The sequence below is a fragment of the Bacillus sp. JJ1773 genome (assembly GCF_036962035.1).
Classification (GTDB): Bacteria; Bacillota; Bacilli; order Bacillales; family Cytobacillaceae; genus Cytobacillus.
The window spans coordinates 15,586-40,234 of the sequence record NZ_JBALNX010000051.1 but is presented as its reverse complement, the minus strand read 5'-3'; the positions used below and the strand labels follow the sequence as shown (position 1 = coordinate 40,234).

Here is a 24,649-nt window from a genome sequence, read left to right as displayed (position 1 = left end):
ACTATTTATCTAGAACTTCACCGGATTTTGTTGCTACACGTACTTTTTTGCCATCAACCGTTTTATAGCCTACCCGTGTTGGGTTGCCAGACTTAGGGTCGATAGGCATAACGTTTGACACATGAATCGGAGCCTCTTGGCTAATGATTCCGCCTTGCGGATTCACTTGGGATGGCTTGGAATGTTTTTTCACAATGTTTACTCCTTCAACAAGTACTCGGTCTTGTTTAGGGAACGCTGCAAGAATGACACCCGTTTTGCCTTTATCCTTACCAGAGATGACCATAACTTTGTCACCTTTTTTCACATGCATCAGTAAGCACCTCCTTAAAGGCAATTTAGTTTTAATTATAGAACTTCTGGAGCTAAAGAAATAATTTTCATGAAGTTGCTGTCGCGTAGTTCACGAGCAACAGGTCCGAAGATACGAGTACCACGAGGACCCTTATCGTCACGAATAATTACACATGCGTTTTCATCAAAACGAATGTAAGTACCGTCATTACGGCGTACACCGCTCTTTGTCCGAACAACTACTGCTTTAACAACATCACCTTTTTTAACAACGCCACCTGGTGTTGCTTGTTTCACTGTACAAACGATAATATCACCGATGTTAGCGTATTTGCGGCCAGTGCCACCAAGAACTTTAATTGTAAGTACTTCACGAGCACCAGAGTTGTCTGCAACTTTCAAACGTGATTCCTGTTGAATCATGTGTGTAACCTCCCTTCGGAATTAACTCTTTTCCGAACAATTAGATAATAACTGCTTTTTCTACTACTTCTACAAGACGGAAGCGTTTTGTAGCTGAAAGCGGACGAGTTTCCATAATACGGACAATATCGCCAGTTTTCGCTGTATTTTGCTCATCATGAGCTTTGAATTTTTTAGAGTACTTAACGCGTTTACCGTATAAAGGGTGCTTTTTGTAAGTTTCAACAAGGACAGTAACGGTCTTATCCATTTTGTCTGAAACAACACGCCCAGTGTAAACTTTGCGTTGGTTGCGTTCACTCATTGTGCGAACCTCCTCTCAATTTCACTTTGAAAAACCAATTTCTCTTTCACGAATCACTGTTTTCATACGAGCGATTGATTTGCGCACTTCACGAATACGAGCTGTATTCTCAAGCTGGCCAGTCGCTAACTGAAAGCGAAGATTGAATAATTCTTCTTTTAATGATTTGACTTTTTGTTCAATTTCGGCAGTGGTAAGGTCACGAATATCATTAGCTTTCATTTGATTCACCACCAATTTCTTCTCGTTTTACAAACTTACACTTAAGCGGAAGCTTGTGTGCAGCAAGTCGAAGAGCTTCACGAGCGATTTCTTCAGAAACACCTGCAATTTCGAACATTACTTTCCCAGGCTTAACAACTGCTACCCATCCTTCAGGAGCACCCTTACCGGAACCCATTCGGACTTCTAGAGGCTTGGCAGTGTATGGCTTATGAGGGAATATTTGAATCCAAACTTTACCGCCACGTTTCATGTAACGAGTCATAGCGATACGAGCTGATTCAATTTGACGGTTCGTGATCCATGAAGCTTCAGTAGCCTGTAGACCGAATTCACCGAAATTCACTTCTGTGCCGCCTTTTGATTGACCGCGCATATTTCCACGGTGCACACGACGATATTTTACGCGTTTAGGCAGTAACATATTATTTGCCTCCTTCCTCAGATTTCTTCTTCGTAGGAAGGACCTCTCCACGATAAATCCATACTTTCACACCAAGCTTACCGTAAGTTGTATCAGCTTCAGCTGTCGCATAATCGATATCAGCACGAAGAGTATGAAGTGGAACTGTTCCTTCGCTGTAAGATTCAGAACGAGCGATATCAGCACCGCCTAAGCGTCCAGATACCATTGTTTTGATACCTTTCGCACCAGCGCGCATTGCACGTTGAATAGTTTGTTTTTGAGCACGACGGAAAGAAACGCGGTTTTCTAATTGACGAGCAATGTTTTCCGCAACTAATTTCGCATCGATATCAGCTTTTTTGATTTCAAGAATATTGATGTGTACACGTTTGCCAGTAAGTGAGTTAAGAGCTTTACGAAGTGCTTCAACTTCAGTACCACCTTTACCAATAACCATTCCTGGCTTGGCAGTGTGAATAGTGATGTTTAGACGATTAGCTGCACGTTCGATTTCTACTTTTGATACAGAAGCATCCTTCAGACGCTTTGTGATGTACTCACGAACTTTAAGGTCTTCGTGTAAAAGATCAGCATAGTCTTTGCCTGCGTACCATTTTGATTCCCAATCACGGATAACACCGATACGCAAACCGACTGGATTTACTTTTTGACCCACTGATTATCCCTCCTTCTTTTCTGATAAAACGATAGTAATATGACTAGTACGTTTGTTAATTTGGCTTGCACGGCCCATTGCACGAGGACGGAAACGTTTAAGTGTTGGTCCTTCGTCAACGAAAGCTTGAGCAACCACTAAATTGTTAACGTCCATTTCGTAGTTGTGCTCAGCGTTTGCTAATGCAGATTTCAAAACCTTCTCTACGATTGGAGAAGCAGCTTTTGGAGTTAAGTTCAAAATTGCTACTGCTTCACCTACTTGCTTTCCTCGAATTAAATCTACGACTAAACGAGCTTTACGAGGAGCAATACGAACTGTTCTTGCAACAGCTTTAGCTTGCATAAGAATGCCCTCCTCTCATTAACGTCTTGTTTTCTTATCATCATTGCCATGCCCTTTGTAAGCGCGTGTTGGAGCAAATTCTCCAAGCTTGTGGCCTACCATGTCTTCAGTGACATATACAGGAACGTGTTTACGACCATCGTAAACTGCAATTGTGTGTCCGATGAATTGCGGGAAGATCGTAGAACGGCGAGACCAAGTTTTGATAACTTGTTTGCCATCAGTTTCATTTAGCTTTTCGATCTTTGTCATTAAATGATCATCAACAAAAGGTCCTTTTTTTAAGCTGCGACCCATGAGTGAACCTCCCTTCGCGATTGTTCTACGGTTCCATACGTGAACCGTAGGGCAATCCCGTTATTTTTTACGGCGACGAACAATAAACTTATCCGACTTGTTTGATTTTTTACGTGTTTTGAAACCAAGTGTTGGTTTGCCCCAAGGAGTCATTGGAGACTTACGTCCGATTGGTGAACGTCCTTCACCACCACCGTGTGGGTGATCGTTAGGGTTCATTACGGATCCACGAACTGCTGGGCGCTTACCTAACCAGCGGGAACGTCCAGCTTTACCGATGTTAATAAGCTCATGTTGCTCGTTACCTACTTGACCGATAGTTGCACGGCAAGTAGCGAGGATCATACGTACTTCGCCAGAGTTTAGGCGTACAAGAACATATTTACCTTCTTTACCAAGAACTTGAGCAGAAGTTCCTGCAGAACGGACTAATTGTCCACCTTTACCAGGTTTTAACTCGATGTTATGGATTACAGTACCCATTGGAATGTTTATTAATGGCAGAGCGTTACCCACTTTAATGTCAGCCTCTGGACCAGACATTACTTCCATACCTACTTCTAGGTTTTTAGGAGCTAGGATGTAGCGCTTTTCACCATCTACATAGTTAATTAGAGCAATTCTTGATGAACGGTTTGGATCGTACTCGATCGTAGCAACGCGTCCTGGAATGCCATCTTTGTTACGTTTAAAGTCGATAATACGATACTGGCGTTTATGACCGCCGGCTTGATGACGAACAGTTATCTTACCTTGGTTGTTGCGGCCTGCTTTTTTATTCAATGGAGCTAACAGGGATTTTTCGGGTTTATCAGTAGTGATTTCTTCGAAAGTGAAACCTGTCATGCCGCGACGACCGTTAGAGGTAGGTTTATACTTTTTAATCGCCATTTTATTCCCTCCTCTTCAATTAATATTAAACTTCAAAGAATTCGATTTCTTTGCTGTCAGCTGTTAATTTAACAATTGCTTTACGACGTTTGTTTGTGTATCCGCCAAAACGTCCCATACGCTTGAATTTACCTTTGTAGTTCATAACGTTTACTTTCTCAACTTTAACACCGAAGATAGTTTCTACAGCATCTTTAACTTGAGTTTTATTAGCTCTAACGTCAACTTCAAACGTATATTTTTTATCGGCCATTAAATCAGAAGAAGCTTCAGTAATTACGGGGCGCTTAATGATATCGCGTGCATCCATTATGCAAGCACCTCCTCTACTTTTTCAACTGCTGCTTTCGTCATGATTAATTTATCATGATTTAAAACGTCCAGAACGTTGATTCCTGTAGCAGTTACAACAGTTACACCAGGAATGTTACGAGCAGATAATGCTACGTTTTCATCAAGGTCAGCTGTTACAATAAGTGCTTTGGATTCAATAGAAAGACCTTTTAAAACACCTTTAAAGTCTTTTGTTTTTGGAGTTTCGAAAGCAAGGCTTTCTAATACTAAAATGTTTTCTGCTAACACTTTAGAAGATAATGCTGATTTGATCGCTAAGCGACGAACCTTCTTAGGAAGCTTGTAGCTGTAGCTACGTGGAACAGGACCAAACACAGTACCACCGCCACGCCATTGTGGTGAGCGGATAGAACCTTGACGAGCACGGCCAGTGCCTTTTTGGCGCCATGGCTTGCGACCGCCGCCTGCTACTTCAGATCTGATTTTAGTTTTGTGAGTTCCTTGACGTAAAGAAGCTCTTTGCATAACAACCGCTTCAAATAGAACGTGGTTATTAGGCTCGATACCAAAGATCGTATCATTAAGCTCAATTTCACCAACTTGAGAACCGCTTTGGTTAAATAATGCTACTTTCGGCATTCTTATTTCCTCCTTTCCGACTTATTACTATGCTTTTACCGCACTTTTGATTTTTAATAAAGATTTTTTAGCTCCAGGTACATTACCTTTAATTAATAATAGGTTACGTTCAACGTCAACTTTTACAATTTCAAGGTTTTGTACTGTAACTTGCTCTCCGCCCATACGTCCTGGTAATAATTTACCTTTGAATACACGGTTTGGAGCAACAGGTCCCATTGAACCAACACGACGGTGGTAACGTGAACCGTGAGACATTGGTCCGCGGGATTGTCCGTGGCGTTTAATTGCACCTTGGAAACCTTTACCTTTTGAGATTCCTGTTACATCAACAGTTTCACCTGCTGCGAAAATATCAACTTTGACTTCTTGACCAACTTCATATTCTCCTAAATTCACTCCGCGTAGTTCGCGAACGAAGCGCTTAGGAGCAGTGTTAGCTTTAGCAACATGGCCCTTTTCAGGTTTGTTAGATAGCTTCTCACGTTTGTCGTCAAATCCGATTTGGATTGCTTCGTAGCCGTCAGTTTCAACTGATTTCTTTTGAAGAACAACGTTAGCAGCTGCCTCAACTACTGTTACCGGGATAAGATCACCGTTTTCAGCGAACACTTGAGTCATACCAATCTTTCTTCCTAAGATTCCTTTGGTCATTTCAGTCACACCTCCTAGATAGTTAAGTTAAATTTATTTCATTAAAGTTTGATTTCGATATCTACACCTGATGGTAAATCTAAACGCATTAGTGAATCTACCGTTTGTGGTGTTGGGTTAACGATGTCGATTAGACGTTTGTGCGTACGCATTTCGAACTGCTCACGAGAATCTTTGTACTTATGAACCGCACGAAGGATTGTGTAGATAGACTTTTCAGTCGGTAATGGAATCGGACCAGATACAGCCGCACCAGAACGTTTTGCAGTCTCAACAATCTTTTCAGCAGATTGATCAAGGATTCTGTGATCATACGCTTTTAAACGAATACGAATTTTTTGTTTTGCCATTATTTTCCCTCCTTTTCGCCTATTTTAAAATAGACATTCTCCGTGAAAATTTCCCACACACTCGCCATGGCAAAGCGGCCGGGTGTGTCAGCAACCTTTCACTTCATCGCAGTCAAAGACCAACATTGTCTATTATACAGAAAACACAAGTCAATTGCAACACTAAATACTGCAATTTCTAGATGTCTTTCACACTCGTATTATTATAGCGGCATTCATTCACTTTTTCAAGCGTGACTAGAAGAATCCAATAATTTCATAAATCTATTCTCAATTCATTTTTGATATCAACATTAATTAAATTCACCAAACATATATAGAAGAAACAGAGTTATTTCCTTAGCCTCTATAAAAATAATGCAAAATAAAAAACCAGATGGATCGTCACCCACCTGGTTTTATTATAAATTAATTATTCAACGATTGTAGCAACAACGCCAGCGCCTACTGTACGTCCACCTTCACGAATTGAGAACTTAGTTCCTTCTTCGATAGCGATTGGAGCGATAAGCTCAACGTGCATTTCAATGTTATCTCCAGGCATAACCATTTCTACGCCTTCAGGAAGATTACAAATACCAGTTACGTCAGTTGTACGGAAGTAGAACTGAGGACGGTAGTTAGTGAAGAATGGAGTATGACGTCCACCCTCTTCTTTAGATAATACGTAAACTTCAGCTTTGAAAACAGTGTGTGGCTTGATTGTACCTGGCTTAGCAAGTACTTGTCCACGTTGGATATCTTCACGAGCTACACCACGAAGAAGAGCACCGATGTTATCTCCAGCTTCAGCGTAGTCTAGTAATTTACGGAACATTTCAACTCCAGTAACTGTAGTTGATTTTGGCTCTTCTGTGAAACCAGTGATTTCAATAACGTCTCCAACTTTAACTACTCCACGCTCAACACGTCCAGTAGCAACAGTTCCACGACCAGTAATTGAGAATACATCCTCAACTGGCATCATGAATGGCTTGTCAGTGTCACGAGTTGGGTTTGGAACATACTCATCAACAGCAGCCATAAGCTCAATGATTTTTTCTTCCCATTCTGCTTCACCTTCAAGAGCTTTAAGAGCAGAACCTTTAACTACAGGAATGTCATCTCCTGGGAAGTCGTATTCAGAAAGAAGGTCACGAACTTCCATTTCTACTAATTCAAGAAGCTCTTCATCGTCAACCATGTCACACTTGTTCATGAACACAACAAGGAAAGGTACACCTACTTGACGAGAAAGAAGGATGTGCTCACGAGTTTGTGGCATTGGGCCGTCAGCAGCAGATACTACTAGGATACCACCGTCCATTTGAGCAGCACCAGTGATCATGTTTTTAACGTAGTCAGCGTGTCCTGGGCAGTCAACGTGTGCATAGTGACGGTTTTCAGTTTCGTACTCAACGTGAGAAGTTGAGATAGTGATTCCACGCTCTTTTTCTTCTGGAGCGTTATCGATTTGGTCGTAACCTTTTGCTTCTCCACCCATTTTCTTTGCAAGTACAGTAGTGATAGCAGCAGTTAAAGTAGTTTTACCATGGTCAACGTGTCCGATTGTACCAATGTTAACATGGGGTTTTGAACGGTCAAATTTAGCTTTAGCCATTAGGAAAATCCTCCTTTAATATATAAAAAATAAGTATTATTTGAGCCGCGAAGAGAAATCCCCTCGCAGCTATGATGCTTACAATAGTAGTTATACTTGATTAAAAAGGTAAAATCAATTACTTTTATTCACCTTTATGTTTTTTGATGATTTCTTCAGAAATTGATTTTGGTACTTCTTCGTAATGATCAAATGTCATAGAGAAAACACCACGACCTTGTGTGCTTGAACGTAATGAAGTAGCGTAACCAAACATTTCTGATAGCGGAACCATTGCACGTACAACTTGAGCGTTGCCGCGAGCTTCCATACCTTCAACGCGACCACGGCGTGAAGTAACGTTACCCATAATATCTCCCATGTATTCTTCAGGGATAATAACTTCAACCTTCATTACCGGCTCAAGAATTACAGGGCTACATTTAGATGCTGCATTTTTCAATGCCATTGATGCAGCAATCTTAAACGCCATTTCAGATGAGTCAACATCATGGTAAGATCCATCAAACAATCTAGCCTTAATATCAACTAATGGGAAGCCAGCAAGGACTCCTCTTTCAAGCGCATCTTCAAGACCAGCTTGTACAGGAGCGATATATTCACGAGGAACAACCCCACCAACAATACCATTTTCGAATTCAAAGCCTTTACCTTCTTCGTTTGGAGAGAATTCAATCCAAACATGACCATACTGTCCGCGTCCACCTGATTGGCGAGCAAATTTACCTTCAACTGACGCTGAAGCACGGAAAGTTTCACGGTAGGCAACCTGTGGTGCACCAACGTTAGCTTCTACTTTAAATTCACGACGCATACGGTCAACAAGGATATCAAGGTGAAGTTCACCCATACCAGCAATGATAACTTCTCCAGTTTCCTGGTCAGTATGTGCACGGAATGTCGGATCTTCTTCTTGAAGCTTTTGAAGAGCTGTTGTCATCTTATCTTGGTCAGCCTTTGTTTTTGGCTCGATAGATAATTGAATAACTGGCTCTGGGAATTCCATAGATTCTAAGATAACAGGAGCTTTTTCATCACAAAGTGTATCCCCTGTAGTCGTGTCTTTTAAACCTACAGCTGCTGCGATATCTCCAGCATGTACAATCGAAATCTCTTCACGAGAGTTAGCATGCATTTGCAGAATACGTCCTACACGCTCACGCTTACCTTTCGTTGAGTTTTTTACATAAGAACCTGAGTTCAATGTACCAGAGTAAACACGGAAGAATGTAAGTTTACCAACATAAGGGTCAGTCATAACTTTGAAAGCAAGAGCTGAGAACGGCTCGCTGTCATCTGCGTGACGCTCTGTTTCTTCCTCTGTATCTGGATTAACACCATTAATAGCTGGAATATCCAGTGGAGACGGAAGATAGTCGATTGCTGCATCAAGCATTTTTTGAACACCTTTGTTTTTGAAAGCAGTTCCGCACATTACTGGATAGAATTCAACGCTTAGAGTTGCTTTACGGATAGCCGCTTTTAGCTCTACCTTAGTGATTTCTTCTCCACCAAGGTATTTCTCCATTAGCTCTTCATCAAGTTCAGCTACTGCTTCAATTAACTTTTCACGATATTCTTCAGCTTGAGCTTGATATTCTTCTGGGATTTCTCCAACTTGAATATCAGTTCCAAGATCGTTGTTGTAGAATGTAGCATCCATTTCAACTAAGTCAATGATACCTTTGAATGAGTCTTCAGCACCGATTGGTAATTGAATTGGAGCAGCATTCGCTTGTAGACGATCATGTAGAGTTTTTACAGAATATAAGAAATCTGCACCAAGTTTATCCATTTTGTTAACGAAAACAATACGTGGTACGCCGTAAGTTGTAGCTTGGCGCCATACTGTTTCGGTTTGTGGTTCTACCCCAGATTGAGCATCAAGGACAGTAACTGCACCATCAAGTACACGAAGTGAACGTTCAACTTCAACTGTGAAGTCTACGTGTCCTGGTGTATCGATGATGTTAACGCGGTGACCTTTCCATTGTGCAGTTGTTGCTGCAGATGTAATCGTGATTCCGCGCTCCTGCTCTTGCTCCATCCAGTCCATCTGAGCTCCACCTTCGTGTGTTTCACCGATTTTGTGGATTTTTCCTGTGTAGTAAAGAATACGCTCAGTTGTTGTTGTTTTACCGGCATCGATGTGAGCCATGATCCCGATATTACGAGTATTTTCTAAGGAGAACTCTCTTGCCATTGGGTCTTTCTCCTTCCTAGTATGAGTAATATTTTGTATTGGGTATAAATCCTACCAACGATAGTGGGCAAATGCTTTGTTAGCTTCTGCCATTTTGTGAGTGTCTTCACGTTTCTTAACAGATGCACCAGTATTGTTAGCAGCATCTAGAATTTCGTTAGCTAAACGCTCTTCCATCGTCTTTTCTCCACGTAGACGAGAGTAGTTTACTAACCAGCGAAGACCAAGAGTTGTACGACGATCTGGACGCACCTCTACTGGTACTTGGTAGTTAGATCCGCCGACACGGCGTGCTTTTACTTCAAGTACAGGCATGATGTTTTTAAGCGCTTGATCGAAAACTTCCATTGGCTCTTTTCCAGCGCGCTCGCTAATAATATTAAATGCTGAGTAAAGAATTGCTTGAGATTTACCTCTCTTACCGTCAACCATCATTTTGTTGATAAGTTTGCTAACAAGCTTTGAGTTGTAAATCGGATCCGGTAATACGTCTCTTTTTGCTATAGGACCTTTACGTGGCATATTAGTTCCTCCTTTCAAAAATTCTTTTCTTTATTTTATTGAAATTATTTTTTCGGTGCTTTTGGTCTCTTTTGACCGTATTTAGAACGACTTTGCATACGGTTAGCAACACCAGCTGTGTCTAATGCTCCACGAACGATATGGTAACGTACCCCCGGTAAGTCCTTTACACGTCCGCCACGGATTAGAACAACGCTGTGTTCTTGCAGGTTATGACCGATACCAGGAATATAAGCATTAACCTCGATCCCGTTAGATAAACGTACACGAGCATATTTACGTAATGCTGAGTTTGGTTTTTTCGGAGTCATTGTACCAACACGAGTACATACACCGCGTTTTTGTGGTGAAGAAACATTTGTTTGTGCTTTTTTGAAGCTGTTATAGCCTTTGTTTAGCGCAGGTGATTTTGACTTATCCTCTTTCGTTTGACGAGGCTTGCGCACTAATTGGTTAATTGTAGGCATTGAATTGTCCTCCCTTCACTATTTTGTTTAAGCCCACACATCCAGGTGGTTCATTTTGTTGCAAAAAACAAAGTCTTTGTAGATTCGTTCTACAAAAACAGTTTTTAATTGATAATCGCAACAGTTGCTGCACCAACATCAATTCCACATGCTTTTCCAAGCTTTTTCATGGAGTCTACATAGAGAACCGGAACATTTACTTCAGATGCTTTACTTGCCACATTTGCAATTACTTTCGGGTCTGCATCTTTGGCAATAATAACCTCTTTAGTTGTTCCTGTCTGCAGTGCTTTCACAGTTTGCCTAGTTCCTATTATTACTTCTTTTGCCTGCAATACTTTTTCATAAGACATATGTGACATCCTCCAAAGTATCCAGTTAATAGGAGCACCTTTGCTATATTACCATCTTCATTTTTGGATGTCAACAAACAATCTTATATTTTTTTAAAAAATATGGTGGTAATCCATTTAAAAAACGGTACTGGCCAAGCGAATTAGCCAGCACCGATCATCTGAATTTATTCTACAGGAACTGCATCCTCAGCCGCCTCTTCCTTCGTGTAAGGCTCAGCTCTGCGATAACGCTGCATTCCAGTTCCAGCTGGGACTAACTTACCAATGATAACATTTTCCTTTAATCCCAGTAGTTCATCACGTTTTCCTTTAATTGCTGCATCTGTAAGAACTCTAGTTGTTTCCTGGAATGATGCAGCAGATAGGAACGAATCTGTTTCAAGTGATGCTTTCGTGATACCTAGTAACACTGGACGTCCTGTTGCAGGAAGCTTACCAGCAAGAAGGGCTTTCTCATTAGCATCTGTAAACTGATGTATGTCAAGAAGTGTCCCTGGCAATACATCTGTTTCAGCTGCATCAATGACACGTACCTTACGAAGCATCTGGCGAACCATTACTTCGATGTGCTTGTCACCAATTTCAACCCCTTGCATACGATAAACCTTCTGTACTTCGCGTAATAAGTATTCTTGAACAGCTGTTACGTCCTTCACTCTGATTAATTCCTTCGGATCAATCGAACCTTCCGTTAATTCCTGTCCGCGTTCTACCTGGTCATTCACCGCTACTTTAAGTCGTGCTGTGTATGGCGCTGAGTATGTGCGGGATTCTACTTCACCTTGGACAACAATCTCATGCTGACGGTCTCTGCCTTCATTAATCCCTACTACAATTCCTTCAATTTCGGAAATAACAGCTACCCCTTTAGGATTACGTGCTTCAAACAATTCTTGGATACGCGGCAAACCTTGTGTAATATCGTCTCCCGCAACTCCACCTGTATGGAATGTACGCATCGTTAACTGTGTTCCAGGCTCACCGATAGATTGAGCAGCGATAATACCTACTGCCTCACCAACTTCAACCTCTTGACCAGTTGCTAGATTGCGGCCATAGCATTTCTTACATACGCCGTGGCGCGTGTTACAAGTAAATGCTGAACGGATCCAAACTTGTTCTATGTTCGCTTCTGTAACCTCTTGAGCAAGATCTTCCGTAATTAGACCATTTTCAGGTACGATTACTTCTTTAGTTTCCGGATGTTTAATAGCCTTTCTCGCATGTCGGCCAATTAGACGTTCTTCCAAAGTTTCAATCACTTCAGTGCCATCTTTCAACGCACTAATTAGTAAGCCTCTATCCGTACCACAATCATCTTCACGAACAATGACATCTTGAGCAACGTCTACTAGACGACGTGTTAAATAACCTGAGTCCGCTGTTTTTAACGCTGTGTCGGCTAGACCTTTACGAGCACCGTGAGTAGAAATAAAGTATTCCAATACTGTTAAGCCTTCACGGAAACTTGATCTAATTGGTAACTCGATAATTCTACCGGCCGGGTTCGCCATCAGTCCGCGCATACCTGCTAACTGAGTAAAGTTAGATGCGTTACCACGGGCGCCGGAATCACTCATCATAAAGATAGGGTTTGATTTATCAAGTGACTTCATCAATTTCTCTTGAATGGTGTCTTTTGCAGCACTCCAAATGGAGATAACACGATCATAACGCTCATCTTCTGTTATGAGACCGCGTCTAAACTGCTTCATAACATTATCAACTTTTGTTTGTGCCTCTTGGATAATCAGTTCCTTCTCGCCAAGTACCACGATGTCAGAAACACCAACTGTAATACCTGCTTTTGTAGAGTGCTTAAATCCAAGATCCTTCATGCGGTCAAGCATTTTTGATGTTTCAGTAATTTTATAGCGTTTGAAAACTTCAGCAATAATATTACCAAGAATCTTCTTCTTAAACGGATCTACTAGCGGCATTTCACGAATAACCGAAAGTACTTCCTGACCTCTTTCTACAAAATATTTAGCTGGAGTTTCCTCCTCTAAATTTTGTCTAGTAGGCTCGTTTATATAAGGGAAGGATGCCGGCAAAATTTCATTGAAGATTAGCTTTCCTACTGTTGTAACAAGGAGCTTCTGATTTTGCTCCGGTGTAAATGTTGGATTTTTCAAGGATCCAGCATGAACTGCCACACGTGTATGCAGGTGGACATATCCATTCTGATACGCGAGCAACGCTTCATTTACATCCTTAAAAATCATCCCTTCTCCAACTGCGCCATCTCTTTCAAGAGTCAAGTAGTAGTTTCCTAATACCATGTCCTGAGAAGGAGTTACAACTGGTTTTCCATCTTTCGGATTCAAAATGTTTTGAGCTGCAAGCATTAACAGACGTGCTTCAGCTTGTGCTTCTGATGAAAGTGGAACGTGAACCGCCATTTGGTCACCATCGAAGTCAGCGTTATAGGCTGTACAAACGAGCGGATGAAGACGAATAGCACGGCCTTCAACTAATGTTGGTTCAAACGCTTGAATTCCTAATCTATGAAGAGTAGGGGCACGGTTCAGAAGAACTGGATGTTCTTTAATAACACTTTCTAAAACATCCCAAACCTCTGGCTGAACACGTTCAATTTTGCGTTTGGCCGATTTAATATTATGAGATAAGCCCTTTTCGACTAACTCTTTCATAACGAATGGCTTAAATAACTCTAATGCCATTTCTTTCGGAAGTCCGCACTGATACATCTTTAAGTTAGGTCCTACAACGATAACCGAACGGCCAGAGTAGTCAACACGTTTTCCTAATAGGTTTTGACGGAAGCGTCCCTGCTTACCTTTTAACATGTGAGATAGTGATTTTAATGGACGGTTACCAGGTCCTGTAACAGGTCTGCCACGGCGGCCATTATCAATTAAAGCATCTACGGCTTCTTGGAGCATACGCTTTTCGTTTTGAACAATGATACTAGGCGCACCAAGATCCAATAAACGTTTTAGACGATTATTTCTATTAATCACACGACGGTATAAATCATTTAGGTCAGATGTAGCGAAACGGCCGCCATCAAGCTGAACCATCGGACGAAGCTCCGGCGGGATAACAGGGAGTACATCAAGGATCATCCAAGATGGCTCATTGCCTGAACCACGGAAAGCTTCCAATACTTCTAAACGCTTAATAGCACGTGTTCTTCGCTGTCCTTGTGCGGTTCTTAGCTCATCTTTTAAAATGTCAACTTCTTTATTTAAATCAATATCTGAAAGAAGTTTTTTAATGGATTCAGCACCCATAGAAGCTTGAAACTTATTTCCGTATTTTTCACGATATGCCCGGTATTCCTTTTCCGAAAGCAATTGCTTTCTCTCGAGGGCCGTGTCACCTGCATCAGTCACTACGTAAGACGCAAAGTAAATGACTTCTTCCAAAGCACGCGGAGACATATCAAGAACAAGTCCCATTCTGCTTGGGATTCCTTTGAAATACCAGATGTGGGAAACAGGAGCAGCAAGCTCAATATGACCCATTCTTTCACGACGCACCTTTGCACGCGTAACCTCAACGCCGCATCGGTCACAAACTACACCTTTATAGCGTACACGTTTGTATTTTCCGCAATGACATTCCCAGTCCTTTGTTGGTCCGAAAATTCGTTCACAGAATAAACCGTCTTTTTCAGGTTTTAACGTACGATAGTTAATCGTTTCAGGCTTTTTTACCTCACCATGTGACCACGAACGGATCTTATCTGGTGAAGCAAGGCCGATTTTCATATACTCAAAATTGTTTACATCTATCAAGGGGCCTACCTCCCTTTTTATCTCCGGGCTATGCCCATTTTGCCCATAAAAAGCAATTGGGGTGCAATGATAATGTTCATCAGCCCCGCTTAAATATGCGAAGGCTGTGAACTAATATTAAATTTTATCCGTAACCTACTCTTTAGTAACAACTTCTTCAGCTTCTGAGTTTTGCGGTTCAGGAGCAATTGTGAAGGATTCAGCTTGCTGCATATCCTCTTCATCCTCCGTATCACGCATTTCAATTTCTTTCTCATCACCTGAAAGAATCTTAACATCCATACCTAGACTTTGAAGTTCTTTTATTAATACTTTAAATGACTCAGGTACTCCAGGCTCTGGAACGTTTTCGCCTTTGACGATGGCTTCATACGTTTTCACACGTCCTACAACATCATCCGATTTAACCGTTAAGATTTCCTGCAATGTATAAGCAGCGCCATACGCTTCAAGCGCCCATACTTCCATCTCTCCGAAACGCTGTCCGCCAAATTGAGCTTTACCGCCCAACGGCTGCTGTGTAACAAGAGAGTATGGACCTGTCGAACGAGCATGAAGTTTATCATCAACCATGTGAGCAAGTTTAATCATATACATGACACCAACAGATACCCGGTTGTCAAAAGGCTCTCCTGAACGTCCATCATATAGGACTGTTTTCGCATCACGCGCCATTCCAGCCTCTTCAATAGTTGCCCAAACATCTTCTTCAGTTGCACCATCAAATACAGGAGAAGCAACGTGGATGCCCAAAGATCTGGCAGCCATACCAAGATGCAGCTCAAGCACCTGTCCAATGTTCATACGTGATGGTACCCCTAATGGGTTTAACATAATATCAACAGGTGTTCCGTCCGGCATATAAGGCATATCTTCTTCTGGTAAAATTCTAGAGATAACCCCTTTGTTACCATGTCGTCCGGCCATCTTATCCCCTTCGGAGATTTTACGCTTTTGAACAATGTAAACACGCACGAGTTGATTTACGCCTGGAGGCAACTCATCTCCATCTTCTCGATTAAAGACTTTAACATCCAGAACGATTCCGCCGCCGCCGTGTGGAACACGAAGGGAAGTATCACGGACTTCTCGAGCCTTTTCACCAAAGATAGCATGTAATAATCTTTCTTCCGCAGTAAGTTCTGTTACACCCTTAGGGGTTACCTTACCTACTAGCAAATCGCCATCCTTAACCTCAGCACCTGTACGAATAATTCCTCTTTCATCCAGATTGCGAAGAGCATCCTCCCCAACGTTTGGAATATCACGAGTAATTTCTTCAGGTCCGAGCTTCGTATCACGAGATTCTGATTCATACTCCTCAATATGGATAGAGGTGTAAACATCATCTTTCACGAGACGCTCACTCATAATGATTGCATCCTCATAGTTATATCCATCCCATGTCATGAAGGCAACTAGGACATTACGCCCAAGTGCTAATTCCCCAAGCTCCATGGAAGGACCGTCGGCTAAGATTTCACCCTTCGTAACACGGTTGCCAACAGCAACGATTGGACGCTGGTTGTAGCAAGTTCCCTGGTTGGAACGGATGAATTTCAGCATTCTATATTTATCAAGATCGCCTTTTACTTCTTGGCCATCTACATTAACAATTCTGCGAACCCATACTTCGCGGGCTTCAACATGTTCAACGATTCCTTCGTGCTTACAAATGACCGCAGCACCGGAGTCTTTTCCAGATACATATTCCATACCTGTTCCAACTCTTGGAGCCTCTGGCTGCATCAATGGTACAGCTTGACGCTGCATGTTTGCACCCATTAGTGCACGGTTGGAGTCATCATTTTCTAAGAACGGAATACACGCTGTAGCAGCAGATACAACCTGCTTCGGTGATACATCCATGTAGTCGGCACGATCACGAGGGACAACTGTGTTTTCACCTTTGAAACGTGCTACAACTTCCTCTTCAAGGAAGGAGCCGTCATCAGCAAGAAGCACATTGGCCTGGGCTACTACATAGTTATCTTCTTCATCAGCCGTTAAATAATCAATACGGTCTGTTACTTTGCCTGTTTCAGGGTCAACACGACGATAAGGCGTTTCAATAAAGCCGAATCTGTTCACCTTTGCAAATGATGATAATGAGTTAATCAATCCAATATTCGGTCCCTCAGGAGTCTCAATCGGACACATACGGCCATAGTGGGAATAGTGAACGTCACGCACTTCAAAGCCGGCGCGTTCACGAGTTAATCCACCTGGTCCAAGCGCAGATAAACGGCGTTTATGCGTTAATTCTGCAAGCGGATTTGTCTGATCCATGAATTGAGATAACTGTGAGCTTCCGAAGAACTCTTTAATAGATGCAATGACAGGGCGAATATTAATTAATTGCTGCGGAGTGATCGTGTTTGTATCTTGAATGGACATTCTTTCACGAACCACACGTTCCATTCTGGAAAGACCAATACGGAACTGGTTTTGTAAAAGCTCACCAACAGAACGCAAACGTCGATTTCCAAGATGATCAATGTCATCTGTATCCCCTACAGAATGCAATAGGTTAAAGAAGTAGCTGATAGAAGCAATGATATCTGAAGGTGATATATTCTTTACTGCCTCTTCAACATACGCGTTCCCAATTACATTAATAACCTTTTCGCCATCTTCGTTAGGTGCATAAATTTTAATAGACTGAAGCGTGATATCCTCATCAAGTACACCACCAACAAGGCTAACTGTCTTGAAACCAATATCTTTTTCAAGGTTTGGCAGAATGCGGTCAAGTGTACGCCTATCAAGAGTTACACCTTTTTCAGCAATAATTTCGCCTGTTTCCGGATCAACTAGCGTTTCAGCTAATTTTTGCCCGAACAATCTATTTTTTATATGAAGCTTTTTATTAATCTTGTATCTTCCTACGTTTGCTAAATCATAACGCTTAGGGTCGAAAAACCTTGAAACTAATAAACTTTTCGCATTATCTACAGTTGGAGGTTCACCAGGACGAAGGCGTTCGTATATTTCTAATAACGCCTTATCTGTACCTTCTGTATTGTCTTTCTCTAGCGTGTTGCGAATGTATTCATTGTCTCCAATCAAATCGATGATTTCTTGATCAGAACCGAACCCAAGGGCACGCAAAAGAACCGTAACGGGCAGTTTCCGAGTACGATCTATTCTAACGTACACGACATCCTTGGCATCTGTTTCATACTCAAGCCAAGCGCCGCGGTTCGGGATGACAGTTGCCGTAAAGCCTTTCTTCCCGTTTTTATCTAATTTTCCACTATAATATACACTCGGTGAACGAACAAGCTGAGATACGATTACACGTTCAGCTCCATTGATCACAAATGTACCTGTTTCCGTCATAAGCGGGAAGTCACCCATAAAAACATCCTGGTCTTTAACTTCGCCTGTTTCTTTGTTTACAAGACGTACCTTTACACGTAACGGTGCAGAGTATGTAACATCTCGTTCTTTCGATTCCTCAACGGAATACTTTGGATCGCCAAGGCTGTAATCAATAAATTCAAGCGATAAATTACCAGTAAAGTCTTCAATCGGCGAAATGTCCTGGAACATTTCACGTAAACCCTCATCAAGAAACCATTGATAAGAAGAGGTTTGGATTTCGATTAGATTTGGTAATTCTAAAACTTCACTGATTCGCGCGTAACTCCTACGTTGGCGGTGTCGTCCATACTGAACAAGTTGACCTATCAACTGATTCACCCCTCAAATCAAGCTTAATGGCAATAATATTCTCAAATAGAACAACTGTCCTATCTTAAGACAAAGGATATGTTAAATAATATCGTTGACCTGTAAAAAGCCATTTCCAACATGTTCTCGAATGTTTTCGTCTCGAATAAAACTCGTTAACATGCACACAAATAACCAAATCAACAACCATCATTAATTCATCCATGACAAAAAGAAAAAAGGGTTTTTAGTTCAAAAAACCACATTTTCACATAACGACAATATTTTATTATCTTTCCCATTAAAAACCAAAATTATACAACTTTTGTGTATTTTAGTAAATAATCGGAACATATTATGTTGGCATTATATAATGCTAACATACGCAAAAAGTCAAGTCAATCTTTTTTTGCCCGCAAAATATAATAGCCTTTTTTCTTTTCTACCGTTTCTACTTCACTAAAATACTCTGATAGCTTTTCAATAGCTGACGGGGCTCCCTGCTTTTTTTGTATCACTACCCAGAGATCTCCGCCCGTCTGTAATTTATGATAGCTTTGCTCAAAAATATCATGGACAACCTTTTTGCCTGCCCGAATTGGAGGATTCGTTAATACCGCCGCAAACTTGTCATCTTTCACATTTTCAAGTCGATCACTTTCATAAATACATACATTATTAATTTGATTTAACTCCGCATTTTCACGCGCGAGTGCTAACGCCCTTGAATTAACATCCACCATATGGACAAGGCGGTCCTCCATAAGCTTCGCTGCCGAAAGTCCAATCGGTCCATATCCACAGCCAACATCAAGGATGTTTCCTTCAACACCTGGCTGTTCAAACATTTCGATTAGCAATCTGGATCCAAAATCAACTTCGCTTTTTGAGAAAACCCCATTATCTGTTTTAAAACGAAATGGATGACCCTTTAACGTAAAGCTCCAATAATTAGGATTACTTTCTGTACTTTGTGTTTTGGAATAGTAATGTTCTGACACGATATCGTCACCTCCAACGGGGATTTGGCTGCAGAAATAATGAGAGGTTAAAAAAAGCCCGCTATACAGCGGGCTTTTCTTTTTCTATATTACTTAACTTCAACGCCAGCTCCAACTTCTTCAAGTTTAGCTTTGATTTCTTCAGCTTCTTCTTTAGAAGCGCCTTCTTTGATTGCTTTTGGAGTGTTGTCAACAAGTTCTTTTGCTTCTTTAAGTCCAAGACCTGTGATTTCACGAACAACTTTGATAACTTTGATTTTTTGATCGCCTGCAGAAGCAAGGATTACATCAAAATCAGTTTTTTCTTCCTCAGCAGCACCAGCAGCACCACCCATAACAGCTACAGGAGCTGCAGCAGTTACACCAAATTCTTCTTCAATAGCTTTTACTAAGTCGTTTAATTCTAAAACAGTCATAGATTTTACTGCTTCAATGATTTGTTCTTTAGTCATGATAATGTTTCCTCCTTATATTTGGTTTAAACCGATGTGTTTATCGTTAAAAAATTCAACTTACGCGCCTTGTTCTTCTTTTTGGTCTGCAACAGCTTTTGCAGCAAGAGCAAGATTGCGGATAGGTGCTTGAAGCACGCTGAGTAGCATAGATAGTAAGCCTTCGCGAGATGGTAGTTCTGCAAGAGCCTTAATTTCTTCTGCTGATGCAACGTTTCCTTCAATTACACCTGCTTTAATTTCAAGTGCTTCATTCTTTTTAGCGAAGTCATTGATGATTTTTGCTGGAGCAATTACATCTTCAGTACTGAATGCAACCGCATTAGGACCAGTTAATACTTCGTTTAAAGCAGCTAGTTCAGCAACTTCTGCAGCACGGCGTGTTAAAGTATTTTTGTATACTTTGAATTCAACACCAGCTTCACGAAGCTGTTTACGAAGTTCAGTTACTTGAGCAACAGATAGACCGCGGTAGTCAACAACAACTGTTGATACACTAGCCTTTAGTTTGTCAGCAATTTCTTCGACAGTTTGTTTCTTTTGTTCGATAGCACTGCTCATCTTTACACCTCCTGTAGAAATTTCTGCACTTATACCGTTCAATAAAAAACCTCCACATCAAGCAGACATGGAGGGAGTATACAATAGGCAAAACAATAATCTATCGTATGACCTCGGCAGGATATTAAGCAAGAAGCACCTGCTGTCTACGGTACAAATGGTATTATATTTAACAACAAAATACATATTACTAAATGTAATTTTGTTTGTCAATCTTGTAAGTTAATTTCCAATAATTACTTAACTGTAACAGTTGAAGGATCTACTTTAACACCAGGTCCCATTGTTGAAGTAACAGATACGTTCTTCATGTAAGTACCTTTTGCAGCAGATGGTTTAACTTTAAGCATTGTTTCGAAAATTGTGTTGAAGTTTTCGATAAGCTTTTCGTTTTCGAAAGAAACTTTACCGATAGGAACATGGATGTTACCAGCTTTATCAGTGCGGTATTCTACTTTACCTGCTTTAATTTCGTTAACAGCTTTTTCCACATCAAATGTAACTGTACCAGTTTTAGGGTTTGGCATTAAGCCTTTTGGTCCTAACACACGACCAAGCTTACCAACTTCACCCATCATGTCAGGTGTCGCAACGATTACATCGAAATCAAACCAGCCTTGGCTGATTTTGTTGATGTACTCTGCATCGCCTACATAATCTGCTCCAGCAGCTTCTGCTTCCTTCGCTTTTTCACCCTTTGCGAATACTAAAACGCGTTGAGTTTTACCAGTACCGTTTGGAAGCACAACCGCTCCACGAATATTCTGGTCAGCTTTCTTAGGATCAATTCCTAAGCGGAAAGCAACTTCTACAGTCGCATCAAACTTAGTAAAGTTTGTTTTCTTTGCAAGATCAATCGCTTCTTCGATTGGATAAGCCTTCATACGGTCTACAAGCTTAGAAGCTTCTAAAAACTTTTTACCTTTTTTAGCCATTGTATTTTCCTCCTAGATTGTGGTTTTAGCGGAATAACCTCCCACTTTGAAAAGCGCAGGCGCCTTTAGCAGCGCCTGAGCTAGACATCAGAAAAGCACAAAGCCTTAGACAGAACAAAGGTTGCGTGTGAAACCAAGCTCAGCAACGCAACCCCATTGAACAGCCTAAAACTCTAAGCATGGATTAGTCTTCGATAACGATACCCATGCTGCGTGCAGTACCTTCAACCATAAGCATTGCAGCTTCTACGCTAGCAGCGTTTAGGTCAGGCATTTTTGTTTCAGCAATCTCGCGTACCTTGTCACGCTTGACTGTTGCTACTTTATTACGGTTTGGTTCACCAGAACCAGACTGAATTCCAGCTGCTACTTTTAGAAGAACGGCAGCAGGAGGAGTTTTCGTAATAAATGTAAATGAACGGTCTTCAAAAACCGTAATTTCAACAGGAATGATTAGGCCAGCTTGTTCAGCTGTACGTGCGTTAAATTCCTTACAGAATCCCATGATGTTAACACCCGCTTGACCTAGTGCAGGTCCTACTGGCGGTGCAGGGTTTGCTTTACCTGCTGGAATTTGTAATTTTACAAGTTTGATTACTTTTTTAGCCACGAGACACACCTCCTTAAAGTCCGTGATGTGGTAATTGGGGCCTTAGTGACTGTTAGGGTCCCCTCCCACTCAACTTATAGTCTTTATATCAAGATAAAGAACATAACAATAGTCCGGTCTCTAAACCTGAGACATACTGACCTTTGAAATATTATCACTTTTCAAAGCTAATTTCAAGTTTTTTTCAAATTATAGTTTCTCAATTTGTGAAAAATCTAACTCAACCGGCGTGTCACGGCCAAACATATTAACAAGGACTTTAATTTTCGCTTTGTCTCTGTCAATATCTTCAATCGATCCTGTAAAGTTGGCGAATGGTCCCTCTTTCACTTGAACCATTTCTCCGATTTCAAAGTTAATTTCTACTCGTCTTTCTTCAACACCCATACGCTTCAAGATTACATTAACTTCTTCAGGCAATAGCGGTGTCGGCTTAGAGCCGTGACCTGCTGATCCGACAAAGCCCGTAACGCCTGGTGTATTCCGAACTACGTACCATGAATCATCAGTCATCACAATTTCTACAAGTACATAGCCTGGGAAAACTTTACGTTTTACTACTTTCTTTTTGCCGTTTTTGAAATCAGTTTCTTCTTCTTCCGGAACGATAACCCGGAAGATTTTATCTTGCATTCCCATAGATTCTACGCGTTTCTCTAGGTTTGCCTTTACTTTATTTTCATAACCGGAATACGTATGAACAACATACCAATTCTTTTCCATTCAAGGGGACTAAATCGTCCTTCCCTCCCTGTATCATTAAATAGGTTTGACTATTTTCGTAAAAAACTGCCTATATAAAACATTTTTTAACCAAATAAAAAACCCGTTACCGGGCTTTGCAAATGTTTCCTGTGCTATTCACCATTATACCATGGATATACAGGGGTTATTCAAGAATTAATCGAATCAATTCAGAAATACCTAAGTCAACCACTGCGAAGAACACTGCAAAAAACGCAACAGTTGCTAGGACTGTTACAGTATAGCCAGTCAGTTCTTTGCGCTTTGGCCAACTGACCTTTTTCATTTCACGTCCAATATCACGGAAAAAATTCAAGATGCGCTGCATATTGTAACCCCCAACTTACTTATAATCTAAGTAAATTTCATAATGAATTTAAACAATCGAAAAATCAAATTACGATTATTCTAGTGAATAAGAAGTTTATGAAATTTAGAAAAATACATATATAAAATTCGACTATAATTACTTACTTTGTTTCTCTATGAATGGTATGATTGCTGCATGTTTTACAATACTTCTTAAGCTCTAGGCGCTCGGAGTCTTTATTATTCATTGTTGAATAATTTCTGGATCCGCACTCTTTGCATGCTAGTACTACTTTTTTTCTCATCATTCCACCTACTAAAATACATTTACGTCCTTAAAACTTTATCACGGACCATAAACGATGTCAATAACAGGGAAAGTGGAGATTGAGTGATCTGCTTGTTCCCATCCGCTCTATAAAGTAATTTCTCGGACCTCCAAATACCGCTCAAGCTTTCGTTTCACCCTTTGCAGAGCGTTGTCTATTGATTTCACATGACGGTTTAATTCTTCCGAAATTTCTTGATAAGATTGTCCATCCAAATAAAGGGAAAGTACTTTTCTTTCAAGATCACTAAGCAGCTCGGACATTTTAACCTCAATATGATCAAACTCTTCCTGATTAATGATTAATTCCTCAGGATCCATTACCTTTGCACCAGAAATAACATCCATTAAGGTTCGATCTGATTCTTCATCATAAATCGGCTTGTCCAATGACACGTATGAGTTCAGCGGAATGTGCTTCTGCCTTGTAGCGGTTTTGATGGCTGTGATAATTTGTCTAGTAATGCACAGCTCTGCAAACGCTTTAAACGAAGATAGCTTGTCCTCTTTAAAATCACGAATAGCCTTGTATAAGCCAATCATTCCTTCTTGAACAATATCTTCCTTATCTGCACCAATTAAAAAATATGATCTTGCTTTGGCACGTACAAAATTGCGATACTTATGAATTAAATAATCTAACGCTTCACTCTCGCCTTTATGCACTAAATCAATCAATTCTTCATCTTCAAGCTGCATATACCCTAAATTATTCTCATCGATTGTTTTCAAGTCAGTATCCACTAAGATCCCCCCGACCGCACCAAGCATAGATAGAAATATTATACAGTAAGAATTTTTCCAGCGTCAACCACTCATTGGTCTCCTCTGCGCCACTTTTCAAAAATTTCTGCCATTTCCTTGCTAAGCGGGATTTTCGAAAATGGCTGCTTTTCCTGAATCTTCTTTACCCTTTTTTCTATTTTACTTTCAATCGAATTCATTTCATTTAATAATTCTCTTGAGGACTTTCGCAGCGCACCCTGTCCAAAAATTGCCCATTGCTCTGTATAGTCGGAGGTTGCAACATGAACTTGGGTTTTAATATTGTTTAGGCTGATGGCAAGTTTCTCAATTCTTTCATCAGCCGTCTCATTTGTCCTTGTAAAAATAACTTCCACTTTTGAATCCTTATATTTCTTCTCGGTACCCTTCACATAATGAGCATCAAATACGACTATGACCCTATATCCAGAATACCCCTGATATTCTGCCATTTTTTCAATTAACCGGTCTCTGGCAGCTGCTAAATCCTTTTTCTTAAGCTCTCTTAGCTCTGGCCAGGCACCAATTACGTTATATCCGTCAACAAGTAGGATGTCCATTT

30 protein-coding genes and 1 other annotated feature are annotated in these 24,649 nt (G+C 40.9%); all 30 genes read right to left on the bottom strand.

Features of this window, described 5'->3' with window-relative positions; all coding sequences use genetic code 11:
- Position 1: 1 nt before the first annotated feature.
- Positions 2-313: a 50S ribosomal protein L24 gene (gene rplX, locus V7127_RS15890; RefSeq protein WP_335343881.1), complete on the bottom strand. Its 312-nt coding sequence runs from the start codon at positions 311-313 to the stop codon at positions 2-4.
- Positions 314-348: 35 nt separating this feature from the next.
- A complete protein-coding gene (gene rplN / locus V7127_RS15885; protein WP_066301501.1) occupies positions 349-717 on the bottom strand; it encodes a 50S ribosomal protein L14 in 369 nt (122 codons plus the stop codon).
- A 40-nt stretch (positions 718-757) separates the two neighbouring features.
- The gene (gene rpsQ, locus V7127_RS15880; RefSeq protein WP_066301504.1) at positions 758-1,021 is read right to left on the bottom strand and encodes a 30S ribosomal protein S17; all 264 of its coding nucleotides are present in this window, start codon (positions 1,019-1,021) and stop codon (positions 758-760) included.
- Between the two features lie 21 nt (positions 1,022-1,042).
- Entirely contained in the window at positions 1,043-1,243 is a 201-nt protein-coding gene (gene rpmC, locus V7127_RS15875) for a 50S ribosomal protein L29 (protein WP_057776544.1), read from the bottom strand.
- Positions 1,233-1,667, bottom strand: a complete 435-nt coding sequence (gene rplP, locus V7127_RS15870) for a 50S ribosomal protein L16 (RefSeq protein ID WP_335353382.1) — start codon at positions 1,665-1,667, stop codon at positions 1,233-1,235. The genes rpmC and rplP overlap by 11 nt, the downstream gene beginning before the upstream one ends.
- 1 nt (position 1,668) lies before the next feature.
- The gene (gene rpsC / locus V7127_RS15865) at positions 1,669-2,325 is read right to left on the bottom strand and encodes a 30S ribosomal protein S3 (protein WP_335343879.1); all 657 of its coding nucleotides are present in this window, start codon (positions 2,323-2,325) and stop codon (positions 1,669-1,671) included.
- A gap of 3 nt (positions 2,326-2,328) precedes the next feature.
- Complete coding sequence (rplV, locus tag V7127_RS15860) at positions 2,329-2,670, bottom strand: 50S ribosomal protein L22 (RefSeq protein ID WP_009336582.1); 342 nt, start codon at positions 2,668-2,670, stop codon at positions 2,329-2,331.
- 18 nt (positions 2,671-2,688) lie between these two features.
- A complete protein-coding gene (rpsS, locus tag V7127_RS15855) occupies positions 2,689-2,967 on the bottom strand; it encodes a 30S ribosomal protein S19 (protein ID WP_066301517.1) in 279 nt (92 codons plus the stop codon).
- Positions 2,968-3,027: 60 nt separating this feature from the next.
- The gene (gene rplB, locus V7127_RS15850) at positions 3,028-3,858 is read right to left on the bottom strand and encodes a 50S ribosomal protein L2 (protein WP_066301520.1); all 831 of its coding nucleotides are present in this window, start codon (positions 3,856-3,858) and stop codon (positions 3,028-3,030) included.
- Between the two features lie 25 nt (positions 3,859-3,883).
- Positions 3,884-4,171, bottom strand: a complete 288-nt coding sequence (gene rplW / locus V7127_RS15845) for a 50S ribosomal protein L23 (protein WP_315668898.1) — start codon at positions 4,169-4,171, stop codon at positions 3,884-3,886.
- The gene (gene rplD / locus V7127_RS15840; protein ID WP_315666873.1) at positions 4,168-4,791 is read right to left on the bottom strand and encodes a 50S ribosomal protein L4; all 624 of its coding nucleotides are present in this window, start codon (positions 4,789-4,791) and stop codon (positions 4,168-4,170) included. Before rplD ends, rplW begins: the two co-directional genes overlap by 4 nt.
- Before the next feature lie 27 nt (positions 4,792-4,818).
- Positions 4,819-5,445 (bottom strand): 50S ribosomal protein L3, encoded by a 627-nt coding sequence (gene rplC, locus V7127_RS15835; protein WP_335353383.1) that lies wholly within the window; start codon positions 5,443-5,445, stop codon positions 4,819-4,821.
- Positions 5,446-5,486: 41 nt separating this feature from the next.
- Positions 5,487-5,795 carry a 30S ribosomal protein S10 gene (gene rpsJ, locus V7127_RS15830; RefSeq protein WP_009336571.1) on the bottom strand — a complete coding sequence of 103 codons (309 nt, stop codon included), beginning with the start codon at positions 5,793-5,795 and terminating at the stop codon, positions 5,487-5,489.
- Positions 5,796-6,207: 412 nt separating this feature from the next.
- Positions 6,208-7,395: an elongation factor Tu gene (gene tuf / locus V7127_RS15825; protein WP_335346161.1), complete on the bottom strand. Its 1,188-nt coding sequence runs from the start codon at positions 7,393-7,395 to the stop codon at positions 6,208-6,210.
- A gap of 124 nt (positions 7,396-7,519) precedes the next feature.
- Entirely contained in the window at positions 7,520-9,598 is a 2,079-nt protein-coding gene (fusA, locus tag V7127_RS15820; protein ID WP_335487586.1) for an elongation factor G, read from the bottom strand.
- 51 nt (positions 9,599-9,649) lie between these two features.
- Positions 9,650-10,120 carry a 30S ribosomal protein S7 gene (rpsG, locus tag V7127_RS15815; RefSeq protein WP_315666869.1) on the bottom strand — a complete coding sequence of 157 codons (471 nt, stop codon included), beginning with the start codon at positions 10,118-10,120 and terminating at the stop codon, positions 9,650-9,652.
- A 44-nt stretch (positions 10,121-10,164) separates the two neighbouring features.
- On the bottom strand, positions 10,165-10,587 hold the full coding sequence (rpsL, locus tag V7127_RS15810) for a 30S ribosomal protein S12 (protein ID WP_335487583.1): 423 nt from the start codon (positions 10,585-10,587) through the stop codon (positions 10,165-10,167).
- 104 nt (positions 10,588-10,691) lie between these two features.
- Entirely contained in the window at positions 10,692-10,940 is a 249-nt protein-coding gene (locus V7127_RS15805; protein WP_335487579.1) for a 50S ribosomal protein L7ae-like protein, read from the bottom strand.
- 167 nt (positions 10,941-11,107) lie between these two features.
- Positions 11,108-14,707 (bottom strand): DNA-directed RNA polymerase subunit beta', encoded by a 3,600-nt coding sequence (gene rpoC / locus V7127_RS15800; protein ID WP_335346157.1) that lies wholly within the window; start codon positions 14,705-14,707, stop codon positions 11,108-11,110.
- A gap of 135 nt (positions 14,708-14,842) precedes the next feature.
- Positions 14,843-18,403: a DNA-directed RNA polymerase subunit beta gene (gene rpoB, locus V7127_RS15795; RefSeq protein ID WP_335353384.1), complete on the bottom strand. Its 3,561-nt coding sequence runs from the start codon at positions 18,401-18,403 to the stop codon at positions 14,843-14,845.
- 377 nt (positions 18,404-18,780) lie between these two features.
- Positions 18,781-19,383, bottom strand: a complete 603-nt coding sequence (locus V7127_RS15790) for a class I SAM-dependent methyltransferase (protein ID WP_335487576.1) — start codon at positions 19,381-19,383, stop codon at positions 18,781-18,783.
- 89 nt (positions 19,384-19,472) lie between these two features.
- Positions 19,473-19,835, bottom strand: coding sequence for a 50S ribosomal protein L7/L12 (rplL, locus tag V7127_RS15785; protein ID WP_335346155.1), 363 nt, complete (start codon positions 19,833-19,835; stop codon positions 19,473-19,475).
- 60 nt (positions 19,836-19,895) lie between these two features.
- Positions 19,896-20,396 (bottom strand): 50S ribosomal protein L10, encoded by a 501-nt coding sequence (rplJ, locus tag V7127_RS15780; RefSeq protein ID WP_335346164.1) that lies wholly within the window; start codon positions 20,394-20,396, stop codon positions 19,896-19,898.
- 34 nt (positions 20,397-20,430) lie between these two features.
- Positions 20,431-20,566, bottom strand: a sequence feature (ribosomal protein L10 leader region).
- 66 nt (positions 20,567-20,632) lie between these two features.
- A complete protein-coding gene (rplA, locus tag V7127_RS15775; RefSeq protein WP_335346154.1) occupies positions 20,633-21,331 on the bottom strand; it encodes a 50S ribosomal protein L1 in 699 nt (232 codons plus the stop codon).
- A 184-nt stretch (positions 21,332-21,515) separates the two neighbouring features.
- Positions 21,516-21,941, bottom strand: a complete 426-nt coding sequence (gene rplK, locus V7127_RS15770) for a 50S ribosomal protein L11 (protein WP_066301589.1) — start codon at positions 21,939-21,941, stop codon at positions 21,516-21,518.
- A gap of 189 nt (positions 21,942-22,130) precedes the next feature.
- A complete protein-coding gene (gene nusG, locus V7127_RS15765) occupies positions 22,131-22,664 on the bottom strand; it encodes a transcription termination/antitermination protein NusG (RefSeq protein ID WP_315666859.1) in 534 nt (177 codons plus the stop codon).
- Between the two features lie 166 nt (positions 22,665-22,830).
- The gene (secE, locus tag V7127_RS15760) at positions 22,831-23,013 is read right to left on the bottom strand and encodes a preprotein translocase subunit SecE (protein ID WP_066301592.1); all 183 of its coding nucleotides are present in this window, start codon (positions 23,011-23,013) and stop codon (positions 22,831-22,833) included.
- A 142-nt stretch (positions 23,014-23,155) separates the two neighbouring features.
- A complete protein-coding gene (gene rpmG, locus V7127_RS15755; RefSeq protein ID WP_315668897.1) occupies positions 23,156-23,299 on the bottom strand; it encodes a 50S ribosomal protein L33 in 144 nt (47 codons plus the stop codon).
- A gap of 110 nt (positions 23,300-23,409) precedes the next feature.
- On the bottom strand, positions 23,410-24,021 hold the full coding sequence (gene sigH, locus V7127_RS15750; protein ID WP_231735073.1) for an RNA polymerase sporulation sigma factor SigH: 612 nt from the start codon (positions 24,019-24,021) through the stop codon (positions 23,410-23,412).
- 116 nt (positions 24,022-24,137) lie between these two features.
- Positions 24,138-24,647, bottom strand: a complete 510-nt coding sequence (locus tag V7127_RS15745; protein ID WP_150929534.1) for an NYN domain-containing protein — start codon at positions 24,645-24,647, stop codon at positions 24,138-24,140.
- Positions 24,648-24,649 lie beyond the last annotated feature (2 nt).

Bases quoted from the DNA above. Each gene is read 5' to 3' on its own strand.
- rplX (WP_335343881.1), bottom strand. From the start codon at position 313: ATGCATGTGAAAAAAGGTGACAAAGTTATGGTCATCTCTGGTAAGGAT.
- rplN (WP_066301501.1), bottom strand. From the start codon at position 717: ATGATTCAACAGGAATCACGTTTGAAAGTTGCAGACAACTCTGGTGCT.
- rpsQ (WP_066301504.1), bottom strand. From the start codon at position 1,021: ATGAGTGAACGCAACCAACGCAAAGTTTACACTGGGCGTGTTGTTTCA.
- rpmC (WP_057776544.1), bottom strand. From the start codon at position 1,243: ATGAAAGCTAATGATATTCGTGACCTTACCACTGCCGAAATTGAACAA.
- rplP (WP_335353382.1), bottom strand. From the start codon at position 1,667: ATGTTACTGCCTAAACGCGTAAAATATCGTCGTGTGCACCGTGGAAAT.
- rplV (WP_009336582.1), bottom strand. From the start codon at position 2,670: ATGCAAGCTAAAGCTGTTGCAAGAACAGTTCGTATTGCTCCTCGTAAA.
- rpsS (WP_066301517.1), bottom strand. From the start codon at position 2,967: ATGGGTCGCAGCTTAAAAAAAGGACCTTTTGTTGATGATCATTTAATG.
- rplB (WP_066301520.1), bottom strand. From the start codon at position 3,858: ATGGCGATTAAAAAGTATAAACCTACCTCTAACGGTCGTCGCGGCATG.
- rplD (WP_315666873.1), bottom strand. From the start codon at position 4,791: ATGCCGAAAGTAGCATTATTTAACCAAAGCGGTTCTCAAGTTGGTGAA.
- rplC (WP_335353383.1), bottom strand. From the start codon at position 5,445: ATGACCAAAGGAATCTTAGGAAGAAAGATTGGTATGACTCAAGTGTTC.
- rpsJ (WP_009336571.1), bottom strand. From the start codon at position 5,795: ATGGCAAAACAAAAAATTCGTATTCGTTTAAAAGCGTATGATCACAGA.
- tuf (WP_335346161.1), bottom strand. From the start codon at position 7,395: ATGGCTAAAGCTAAATTTGACCGTTCAAAACCCCATGTTAACATTGGT.
- fusA (WP_335487586.1), bottom strand. From the start codon at position 9,598: ATGGCAAGAGAGTTCTCCTTAGAAAATACTCGTAATATCGGGATCATG.
- rpsG (WP_315666869.1), bottom strand. From the start codon at position 10,120: ATGCCACGTAAAGGTCCTATAGCAAAAAGAGACGTATTACCGGATCCG.
- rpsL (WP_335487583.1), bottom strand. From the start codon at position 10,587: ATGCCTACAATTAACCAATTAGTGCGCAAGCCTCGTCAAACGAAAGAG.
- V7127_RS15805 (WP_335487579.1), bottom strand. From the start codon at position 10,940: ATGTCTTATGAAAAAGTATTGCAGGCAAAAGAAGTAATAATAGGAACT.
- rplL (WP_335346155.1), bottom strand. From the start codon at position 19,835: ATGACTAAAGAACAAATCATTGAAGCAGTAAAATCTATGACTGTTTTA.
- rplJ (WP_335346164.1), bottom strand. From the start codon at position 20,396: ATGAGCAGTGCTATCGAACAAAAGAAACAAACTGTCGAAGAAATTGCT.
- rplA (WP_335346154.1), bottom strand. From the start codon at position 21,331: ATGGCTAAAAAAGGTAAAAAGTTTTTAGAAGCTTCTAAGCTTGTAGAC.
- nusG (WP_315666859.1), bottom strand. From the start codon at position 22,664: ATGGAAAAGAATTGGTATGTTGTTCATACGTATTCCGGTTATGAAAAT.
- secE (WP_066301592.1), bottom strand. From the start codon at position 23,013: ATGCAGCGCATCTTGAATTTTTTCCGTGATATTGGACGTGAAATGAAA.
- rpmG (WP_315668897.1), bottom strand. From the start codon at position 23,299: ATGAGAAAAAAAGTAGTACTAGCATGCAAAGAGTGCGGATCCAGAAAT.
- sigH (WP_231735073.1), bottom strand. From the start codon at position 24,021: ATGCAGCTTGAAGATGAAGAATTGATTGATTTAGTGCATAAAGGCGAG.
- V7127_RS15745 (WP_150929534.1), bottom strand. From the start codon at position 24,647: ATGGACATCCTACTTGTTGACGGATATAACGTAATTGGTGCCTGGCCA.